Source organism: Bacillus mesophilus, assembly GCF_011008845.1.
Classification (GTDB): Bacteria; Bacillota; Bacilli; order Bacillales; family SA4; genus Bacillus_BS; species Bacillus_BS mesophilus.
Genome location: NZ_JAAIWM010000007.1, coordinates 187,813 through 194,309, shown reverse-complemented (window position 1 = coordinate 194,309; position 6,497 = coordinate 187,813). Strand labels below are relative to the sequence as shown.

Here is a 6,497-nt window from a genome sequence, read left to right as displayed (position 1 = left end):
TGGCGACACGTGGAGCTGACAGATACTAATAGGTCGAGGACTTAACCATATAAAAAGACAATCTTATATACGAAACATTATCTAGTTTTGAGGGAATAAAATTCCTCTTGATATTCTCAGTAAAATGAGTATAATTAAGAAAGTCGCTAGTTATTAGTGACATCATATAGTCTGGTAATGATGGCGAAGAGGCCACACCCGTTCCCATTCCGAACACGGAAGTTAAGCTCTTCAGCGCCGATGGTAGTTGGGGCATTGCCCCTGTGAGAGTAGGACGTTGCCAGTCTGTTAATAATTTTCCACCATAGCTCAGCGGTAGAGCATTCGGCTGTTAACCGAAGGGTCGTAGGTTCGAATCCTACTGGTGGAGCCAACTTGGAGAGCTGTCCGAGTGGTCGAAGGAGCACGATTGGAAATCGTGTAGGCGGTTAACACTGTCTCGAGGGTTCGAATCCCTCGCTCTCCGCCACATAAACCACGAGGATTTATATATGGCCCATTGGTCAAGCGGTTAAGACACCGCCCTTTCACGGCGGTAACACGGGTTCGAATCCCGTATGGGTCACCAATATCGGAGGATTAGCTCAGCTGGGAGAGCACCTGCCTTACAAGCAGGGGGTCGGCGGTTCGATCCCGTCATCCTCCACCATATTTTTCTAGTAGTATTAATATTATTGCTGGGTGGAGCACGCCCGAATAATCATCATTGAAAAGACATCAGCTAGCCGATTGATAAATCGGATGGGTCGTCATAGTAGATAAAAGGTGCATAATCTTAAAAGCTTTATTTATATTATCGCGGGGTGGAGCAGTCTGGTAGCTCGTCGGGCTCATAACCCGAAGGTCGTAGGTTCAAATCCTGCCCCCGCAACCAATGGTCCCGTGGTGTAGCGGTTAACATGCCTGCCTGTCACGCAGGAGATCGCGGGTTCGATTCCCGTCGGGACCGCCATTCTTTTTTTTGCCAACTTAGTAGATGGCAATGAAATCATTTGAAATCTATATCTGGCTCGGTAGCTCAGTCGGTAGAGCAAAGGACTGAAAATCCTTGTGTCGGCGGTTCGATTCCGTCCCGAGCCACCATTTTTTATGTCTGTTAAAATTATATAAATGGAGGGGTAGCGAAGTGGCTAAACGCGGCGGACTGTAAATCCGCTCCCTCCGGGTTCGGCGGTTCGAATCCGTCCCCCTCCACCATTTATATTTGATATTTTAAATAGGGGTATAGTTTAAAGGTAGAACGAAGGTCTCCAAAACCTTTGGTGTGGGTTCGATTCCTGCTACCCCTGCCAATTTAAACTTTAATGGCGATCGTGGCGAAGTGGTTAACGCATCGGATTGTGGTTCCGACATTCGAGGGTTCGATTCCCTTCGGTCGCCCCATTTTATGTTTAATTGTCAATATTGCCAAGTTACTTGCATATATATAAATTATCCATTGATTATTGCGGAAGTAGTTCAGTGGTAGAACACCACCTTGCCAAGGTGGGGGTCGCGGGTTCGAATCCCGTCTTCCGCTCCAGTGGCGGCATAGCCAAGTGGTAAGGCAGAGGTCTGCAAAACCTTTACCACCGGTTCGAATCCGGTTGCCGCCTCCAATTCTAACCTATTAGATTTAACTGTTTCCGATACCATCTAGGTATGGTTTTTTTATTTTTAGGAGACTGCAATTTATAATTCTCATTGATAATCTAGTACAAGCATGTTATATTATTAGATGTCTGTTAGATTTACTTTTATGCCGGTGTGGCGGAATTGGCAGACGCGCACGACTCAAAATCGTGTTCCTCTGGAGTGCCGGTTCGACCCCGGCCACCGGTATCTATCTTATAAAACACTCACTACTGTTGATCAAACAGTATTGGGTGTTTTTTTGCTTTATATTCTTATAAGGAATGCTAATAACAGTTCTTAGACTTAAACTTTTACAATAATAAAAAATAATCATAACTCTAGCTTTACATTGGTGCATTATCATAATATGTATGACATTATTGTAATTTAGGGATGTGTGCAACAAGTGTATACTCAGACAAGCAGTGAACCATCATTAGCTGAAGAAACGCATTTATCTTTATACTTAAGATACTTACTCAAAAGAGGTAAAGAAGAAATCTTATTTTATAAACGTTTGAAGGAACTACAAAAAATCATTAAAAATCAAGATTTGTCTACTTACTTTCAACCCGTTCTTGATTTAAAGTCTGGAGAAACAATAGGCTATGAAGCTTTAAATCGACCTACTTCAAAAAAGGTATTTACTAATACTGAAGAGTTCTATGAATTTGTAGGAAGGTCTAATCAAGTTTTTTTATTTGAATGTTTCTGCAGAAACCTATCTTTAAAGCGTTTTATCGAGAGGCTTCAAAAGAAAGCAGATCGCGGGGATTCACTGATTTTTATTAATATCCACCCCAATGTTTTACTGGATTCCAATTATCATAGCGGTGAAACACTTCAACTTTTATCCGGACTTGGTATTGACCCTCATCAGGTTGTATTTGAATTAACTGAGAAGAGTGCAGTTACTGACTTTGCGTTATTTGAGAAGATCCTTTCAAATTATCGTTCCCAAGGATTTCGTATTGCTGTAGATGATGTTGGCTCTGGCTATAACAGTCTAAAGACACTCATTTACCTAAAACCTGAATTTATTAAGTTAGATAAATCACTTATTCAACATGTTGATACAAATATGGAGCAACAGCAGCTGGTAAAACTGATCATTGATTATGCCAAACAATCATCTACAAAAATAATTGCAGAAGGAATCGAACGAGTAGAGGATTTAGTGTATGTCCGTGAATTAGGAGTACACTTTGGTCAAGGGTATGCTCTCGGTAAACCAGAAGAAGATGTAAGTGAAGGTAAGATTCCTGAGATAACTTAATCAAACTTTTAAAGATAACTCAAAAACCTAGGACTCTAAAAAGGAGTACAAGGTTTTTTTTGTAATCTAATTTGACCAATGTGGTCATTTAGTGTTAAACTAGTATTGACCAGATTGGTCATTTGTTATGAAAGGAATGAACAACGATTAATTCTAATTTTTCCAGTTTAAAAGCCGATAAAAAAGAGCGCATTGTAAATGCAGCAATGAAACAATTTGTGTTGAGTGGTTATGATAAGGCATCAACAAATGAAATAGTAAAAGATGCACAGATTTCTAAAGGATCATTATTTAACTATTTTACTAATAAAAAAGAGTTGTATATGTATTTGGTTGAGAATGCAATAAAGATTATGGATGTTATATATGATGGGATTGACATGAATGAAAGAGACCTGTTTAATCGGATTACTCAGATCGGCCTAATAAAATTAGAGATTCAAAAAAAACATCCATTGGTATTTGACTTCTTAAAATCTACACACGAAGAACAAGCAACAGAAGTGAAAGCTGATATTGAAAAGGTAATGGGGAATGTTTTGAATGAAGGTTTGAATAGAATATATGAAAATCTAGACTATTCAAGATTTCGAGATGATGTTAATCCAGAAAAGGCATTTCAAATTCTGAATTGGACGATGGCGGGTTTTTCAGAACTTCAATTAAAGCAACTTACGTCTTATAAAAATGTTGGAGTTGAGTTAATCAACGAATGGAACAGTTATTCAGATATCTTGAGGCGTTGTTTTTATAAAGATTAGGAGGAGATCTATTAGTGAACATTTTAGAGGTAACCAATTTAACGAAAAAATTTGGTGAGTTTACTGCTCTTGACGGTGTTAACTTTACTGTTCAGAAAGGTGAGGTACTAGGTTTTATCGGACCGAATGGTGCAGGGAAATCAACAACGATTCGAGTGTTATTAGGGATATTAAAGGCATCTGGTGGGGATGCTAGTATTTTTGGAAAGGATGCCTGGAAAGATGCTGTAGATATACATAAGCGTATTGCTTATGTACCTGGTGATGTAAATCTATGGCCTAACTTAACAGGTGGAGAGGTCATTGATTTATTTTTAAAGTTAAACAGTAAAGTTAATAAACAAAGACGTGATGAGTTAATTAAAAGATTTGATTTAGATCCATCAAAAAAGTGTAGGACGTATTCTAAAGGAAATCGACAAAAGGTTGCTTTAGTTGCTGCATTCTCATCCGAAGCGGACTTATATATACTAGACGAACCAACTTCTGGACTTGATCCATTAATGGAAAAGGTTTTTCAGGAATGTGTGATGGAAGTGAAAAATCAAGGGAAAAGCGTTTTGTTATCCAGTCATATCTTATCAGAGGTTGAAAAGCTGTGTGATCGAGTATGTATCATTCGACAAGGTCAGATTATTGAGACAGGAACATTACATGAATTACGCCATTTAACACGAACGCAAATACTTGTTGAAACAAAAGAACCAATAACGGGTCTAAAAGAATTGAGTGGTATTCATGAAGTGGAAAAAAACCACCATGGTATTTCATTTCAGGTTGATAGTGATCAGTTAGATCATGTTGTTAAGCATATAAGCCAATTCGGAATTATTAAGCTCGAAAGCGCACCACCAACATTAGAAGATTTATTTATGCGTCATTATGAAGGGGGTACGAAAACGAGAGTAGGTGGAATTCAGTAATGGCTAGTAATTTATTTGCTCAGATGGGTTACCTCTCTCGTTTTATTTTGCAACAGGACCGGCTACGGCTCTCTCTCTGGATAATATCCCTCACTTTTTTTACGTTGATTGTGCCACTATCATTTAAGGGATTGTATAGCTCTCAACAGGAAAGAGACGCAATGGCACAAACGATGGCGAATCCAGCTATGACTGCCATGACTGGCCCTGCTAATTTAAACAATTACACACTTGGTGTTATGACTACACATCAAATGCTTCTCATGACGGCAACAGTAGTAGCAATAATGAGTATTCTGCTTGTCACTCGTCACACTCGAGCCAATGAAGAGGATGGTCGCTTAGAAATGCTTCGTGCTTTACCAACCGGACGTCTTTCTTATTTGAATGCAGCTTTACTTGTATTGACTGTTACCTGCATTACATTAGCATTAATTAGTGGGTTTGGACTTTATATACTTGGAATTGAGAGTATGAATTTGGAAGGTTCATTATTATACGGTACAGCCTTAGGTGCAACTGGCTTGTTTTTTGCGGGCGTAACTGCTGTCTTTGCACAGTTGAGTGATAGTTCCCGTGGCACGATTGGCTATTCAATTGGAGCCTTACTAATCGCTTATTTATTTAGAGCCATTACCGATGTAAGTAATGAGACATTATCTTGGATTTCTCCTCTAGCATGGGTAACAAAAGCAAAAGTGTATGATGACAATAATTGGTGGCCGATTGTATTCATGATTTTAACTTCATTTGTTCTTTACATTTTGGCTAATTATTTGAATGCAATTCGTGATGTAGATCGTGGCTTTTTACCATCCAAACCTGGCAGGAAGTATGCTTCTATCTTCTTGCAAAGTCCCATTGGTCTCGCTTTAAGATTGCAACGAGTTGGAATGATATCTTGGGCAATTGGAATGTATGTATTAGGTGCTTCATATGGATCTGTTTTAGGAGACCTCGAAACCTTCTTCTCAGATAATGAAGCAATGAAACAATTACTTCCGCCAGTTGAAGGGGTTTCGTTAATTGAGCAATTTATCCCGATGTTGATGATTGTCGTCTCACTACTAGCAACAATTCCCCCAGTTATGAGTATGAATAAACTGCGTAGTGAGGAGAAGAAGGAACGTATTGTTCACCTTTTAGCTAAAAATGTATCACGAACAAAGCTAATAGGAAGTTATTTTATGATATCGATTGTAAATGGTTTTATCATGTTATCACTTGCTGCTTTTGGATTATGGTCAGTGGGGACTACAGTGGTTGAAGGTGGCTTATCGTTTGAGATGATCGTTGGTGCGGCTATATCGTACTATCCAGCCACCTTAGTCATGATTAGCATAGCAGTTTTATTGATTGGTATTTTCCCAAGATTTACGAGTTTCATATGGCTATATGTTTTTTACTCATTTATTGTCCTTTACTTAGGAGGGTTATTCCAATTTCCAGATTGGGTCGGCAACATTTCTCCTTATGGACACGTGCCCCAAACACCAATTGAGGACTTTTCATTACTGCCATTAATTCTATTAAGCATGGTTGCGATGATGTTGACGGCAATTGGTGTTATTGGATTTAATAAACGGGATATTGAGGGGTAGTAGTAAGTTAAGTAAAAAAATAAACCTAGGCGACTCTATGAGTAGTTCTAGGTTTTTTAATTTGATATATTCGTATACTCCTAAGTTTTAAATAAGATGTTTTTTACAACGATAGTGAAATGTAGTGGAAGACACTTGACTCCTGCGGGACATAGAGGAAAGGTCGAGACCCCGCAGGCAAAGCCGAGGAGGCTCGACTTCCTCCCCGCGGAAAGCAAGTGTCTGGAGCGCAATGGAACGACAATATTCCTAAAAATAACTGAGTTAAATAGATATAATGTGAAATATCAATTGTAAAGGCCTTTTACACTTACGAATATTC

4 protein-coding genes, 13 tRNA genes and 1 rRNA gene are annotated in these 6,497 nt (G+C 38.9%); all 18 read left to right on the top strand.

The window, feature by feature from the left end; translation table 11 throughout:
• The first annotated feature begins 170 nt into the window (after nucleotides 1-170).
• The 18 genes from rrf (at nucleotide 171) to G4D63_RS17735 (ending at nucleotide 6,175) form a co-directional block, all read left to right on the top strand.
• Nucleotides 171-286 (top strand): 5S ribosomal RNA (gene rrf / locus G4D63_RS17820).
• A gap of 12 nt (nucleotides 287-298) precedes the next feature.
• A tRNA-Asn gene (locus G4D63_RS17815) sits at nucleotides 299-373 on the top strand.
• Between the two features lie 4 nt (nucleotides 374-377).
• Nucleotides 378-469: transfer RNA gene (locus G4D63_RS17810), tRNA-Ser, on the top strand.
• A gap of 24 nt (nucleotides 470-493) precedes the next feature.
• Nucleotides 494-568, top strand: a tRNA-Glu gene (locus G4D63_RS17805).
• A 5-nt stretch (nucleotides 569-573) separates the two neighbouring features.
• Nucleotides 574-649, top strand: a tRNA-Val gene (locus tag G4D63_RS17800).
• 148 nt (nucleotides 650-797) lie between these two features.
• Nucleotides 798-874 (top strand) — tRNA-Met (locus G4D63_RS17795).
• A 2-nt stretch (nucleotides 875-876) separates the two neighbouring features.
• Nucleotides 877-952 (top strand) — tRNA-Asp (locus G4D63_RS17790).
• Nucleotides 953-1,007: 55 nt separating this feature from the next.
• A tRNA-Phe gene (locus tag G4D63_RS17785) sits at nucleotides 1,008-1,083 on the top strand.
• Between the two features lie 29 nt (nucleotides 1,084-1,112).
• A tRNA-Tyr gene (locus G4D63_RS17780) sits at nucleotides 1,113-1,197 on the top strand.
• Nucleotides 1,198-1,218: 21 nt separating this feature from the next.
• Nucleotides 1,219-1,292: transfer RNA gene (locus G4D63_RS17775), tRNA-Trp, on the top strand.
• Nucleotides 1,293-1,307: 15 nt separating this feature from the next.
• A tRNA-His gene (locus tag G4D63_RS17770) sits at nucleotides 1,308-1,383 on the top strand.
• A gap of 64 nt (nucleotides 1,384-1,447) precedes the next feature.
• Nucleotides 1,448-1,522 (top strand) — tRNA-Gly (locus G4D63_RS17765).
• Between the two features lie 2 nt (nucleotides 1,523-1,524).
• A tRNA-Cys gene (locus G4D63_RS17760) sits at nucleotides 1,525-1,598 on the top strand.
• 142 nt (nucleotides 1,599-1,740) lie between these two features.
• A tRNA-Leu gene (locus G4D63_RS17755) sits at nucleotides 1,741-1,821 on the top strand.
• A gap of 199 nt (nucleotides 1,822-2,020) precedes the next feature.
• Entirely contained in the window at nucleotides 2,021-2,890 is an 870-nt protein-coding gene (locus tag G4D63_RS17750) for an EAL domain-containing protein (protein ID WP_163181196.1), read from the top strand.
• A 146-nt stretch (nucleotides 2,891-3,036) separates the two neighbouring features.
• Entirely contained in the window at nucleotides 3,037-3,651 is a 615-nt protein-coding gene (locus G4D63_RS17745) for a TetR/AcrR family transcriptional regulator (RefSeq protein ID WP_338024007.1), read from the top strand.
• Between the two features lie 14 nt (nucleotides 3,652-3,665).
• On the top strand, nucleotides 3,666-4,574 hold the full coding sequence (locus G4D63_RS17740) for an ATP-binding cassette domain-containing protein (protein ID WP_163181192.1): 909 nt from the start codon (nucleotides 3,666-3,668) through the stop codon (nucleotides 4,572-4,574).
• Nucleotides 4,574-6,175 (top strand): ABC transporter permease, encoded by a 1,602-nt coding sequence (locus G4D63_RS17735; RefSeq protein WP_163181190.1) that lies wholly within the window; start codon nucleotides 4,574-4,576, stop codon nucleotides 6,173-6,175. The genes G4D63_RS17740 and G4D63_RS17735 overlap by 1 nt, the downstream gene beginning before the upstream one ends.
• The last annotated feature ends 322 nt before the right edge of the window (nucleotides 6,176-6,497 follow it).

What these genes read in the sequence shown, in the direction of transcription:
- G4D63_RS17735 (WP_163181190.1), top strand. Translation starts at nt 4,574, where the DNA reads ATGGCTAGTAATTTATTTGCTCAGATGGGTTACCTCTCTCGTTTTATT.